The 2,532-nt window shown below is 65.3% G+C and carries 3 protein-coding genes; 1 reads left to right on the top strand and 2 read right to left on the bottom strand.

Going from position 1 to position 2,532, the window contains the following annotated elements:
* Both ACZ53N_RS35745 and ACZ53N_RS35740 read right to left on the bottom strand, forming a co-directional pair.
* Positions 1-254 (bottom strand): transposase (locus ACZ53N_RS35745; protein ID WP_469144910.1); only part of this gene is annotated, 254 nt, incomplete at its 3' end.
* Positions 255-332: 78 nt separating this feature from the next.
* Positions 333-1,115, bottom strand: coding sequence for a transposase family protein (locus ACZ53N_RS35740; protein WP_469144909.1), 783 nt, complete (start codon positions 1,113-1,115; stop codon positions 333-335).
* Between the two features lie 681 nt (positions 1,116-1,796).
* Between ACZ53N_RS35740 and ACZ53N_RS35735 the strand changes: the two genes are divergently transcribed.
* The gene (locus ACZ53N_RS35735; RefSeq protein ID WP_469144908.1) at positions 1,797-2,414 is read left to right on the top strand and encodes a hypothetical protein; all 618 of its coding nucleotides are present in this window, start codon (positions 1,797-1,799) and stop codon (positions 2,412-2,414) included.
* Positions 2,415-2,532 lie beyond the last annotated feature (118 nt).

The raw sequence follows: 2,532 nt of genomic DNA, 5'->3' as shown, positions 1-2,532 counted from the left end.
TCCCGCGGGACGTCGATCTCCACCGGACCGACGTCCGTGACGACCGTCTTGGAGCGTTTGCCGTTCCGCGAGTTGCCACCGTTCTTGCCCGCCGGCTCGTGCCGGTCACAGCCGAGGTGATCGGTCATCTCGCCCTCGAGAGCGGACTCCAGCAGCCGCTTCGTCAGCTGCTGAAGCAGCCCGCCCTCACCGGTCAGCTGCAGGCCCTCGGCCTGGGCCCGGGCCACGAACTCGTTGAGGAATCGGTCATCCACGCCCGTCGACGCGGCCCCGGCCCCGGACGGTACGGCTATGTTCTCACTGGTCACAGGCGCAATCCTCCATGATCGGAGTTACACCGTTTCTTTTACAGTCCCTGGGGTGTTGAGGTGGGGGGTGAGGATGGCCTGGGCGGTATGCGTGATGCGGGTGGTGCTGCAGCGGAGTTTTCTGAGGAGCCGCCAGTTCTTCAGGGTGGCCATGGCTTGTTCGCCGAGGGCCCGGATCTTTGCGTGAGCGCGGTTGACGGCTCGCTGGCCGCGGGAGAGGTGCTTCCAGCGGCCGCGGCAGGGGACACGGACGGTGCCGCCGGCACCCTGGTAGCCCTTGTCCGCCCGGCAGGTGACGCCGGCTGCGGCCAGGGCTTCGACGATGCTGTGTGTCCGGGCGGCCCTGATGTCGTGGACGGCTCCTGGCAACGCGGGTGAGGCCCACAGGATCCGGCCGAAGGGATCGGCGATGACCTGCACGTTCATGCCGTGCCGCCGGTATTTCCCGGAATAGTACGGGCGGTCGGCGGCGATGCGGCCGATGGGGAGAAGTGTCCCGTCGAGAATCACGAAAGCCTTCCCCGCCGCGGTCTTCATCGCCTGCTGCAGTGACGGGGCGAGGGCGGCCAGGACATCGATGCCCTCGTGAATGCAGCGGCAGACGGTGGCGATGCCGATCGCGAAGCCCGCCGCGAACCGGGCGCAGGTGTCCCCGCAGCGCAGGTGAGCCAGGACCACAAGCGCCCGCCGGCCCGCGGACAACCGCCGCCACCGCCTCCCCAGCTCCCGACGACGCACCTCCAACTGCCTGGCCAGGAACCGCAGGGACTGGCTGGACAGATCGATCGCCGACGGGTGGACAAGCACACGAAGCTCTGGCCGGACACGGTTGATCTTGGTCGACAACCCGCCTACCAGGAGCTTCGTCGTTCCGCCCAGCCGCCACCCCACACACCCCGCACCCCACCACCAAGATGGAAAAGGCTCCATGTCGGATCGATAGTGGCTGCAGCAGAAGATGCGGAGAACTGCAAAATCAAGATTCACCGATCAGGCGTTCTATGGGTCGGCGTTCGCGGTATTTAACATCCGCCGGACTTTCGTTCGAGAAAGCGACTGCCCCGCGGGTCGGGGCTTTTGAGTAAAGGCGCGCACGACTCCTTCCGTTTCGGCGGATACGGCTGTATCGTAATTTCGAATCACCAATCTCCAGTGAGCAGAGCGGCTTCAGCGCCCCTCGGCTGTGCCAGCAGGCGGGCAAGTAACGTAATTCGCCGTGCGATCTAACTGGCGAAGCGCATTGGCTCAGGGCGTCCGCAGTGGAACGCTGCAGGCACATCATTGGCGGTGCCGCCGTGGTGAATTTATATTTCGCGGAGCAGAGTGGATCCTGCCTGCCATGTGAGCATCGCCGCGCCATTTCCCTATACAGGGGGCGGCGGGGCGTCAAGGGGCGGCAAAATTCATCCCCTTTCACTGTTTTCGCATTCGGCGGTCCGGAGGCTCCTGGTCGCGGTGCGCGTCTGTGTTCTCTCGGAAGGAGGAGGTATGTTCGCTCGAAGGAATGTCCAGAAAGGTGTGACGGAAAATACCCCGGAAGGGCAGGGTCCCGGGCATCGGTGGCGGCGCCGTATCGCCGGTCTCAGCGTGTACGGGTTCTTCGCGGCCCTGGGGGGGACGGCGATGCTAGCAGCTCCCGCCGCGTCATCGCAGCCTGCAGCTCCGTCGGCTGTCTCCATCGCCTGTCCCAGCGGCACCGGTTCCGTCGCCGTTACTGATGACCCGGGTGAACCGGGCAAACCGGTCAAGTACCAGGTGACGGGAACCTGCGCCATCCCGGGCACGGAGATCGGAATCGCCACCCTCACCGGCACCTTCACGATCGGCCGGAACAACTGCGTGAACGCGGCGACGAACGTCCAAGGAACCATTACCTTCGCGTCCGGGGCGAGCAGCCAATTCAACGTCACCGTCGCGTGGGTGGCCACCGCCGGTCAGGGTATCTCAGGCAAGGTCACTAGTGGTTCGATCACGGCCGGCGCCTACGCGGGCGCGCTGGTGACCGGTGTCGTCGCAGCCCCCGAGCAGGCCCGGATCAACTGCGTCAGCAACGGCACCTTCGACGGCGCCAGCGGCTCCGGAAGCGGGAACGCCAGCAGCATTTGACGGCTACCGCAGGGGCCGGGGGGGGGGGGGGGGGGGGGGGGGGGAGGAGGGGGGGAAAAAAGAAAAAGAAAAAAGTGGGAAAAAAAGAAAGTGTTCCAATTAAAGGAGAAGTAGGGTG

Source organism: Streptomyces sp. NPDC033229, assembly GCF_055576875.1.
This window is presented reverse-complemented; position numbering and strand designations above follow the sequence as displayed.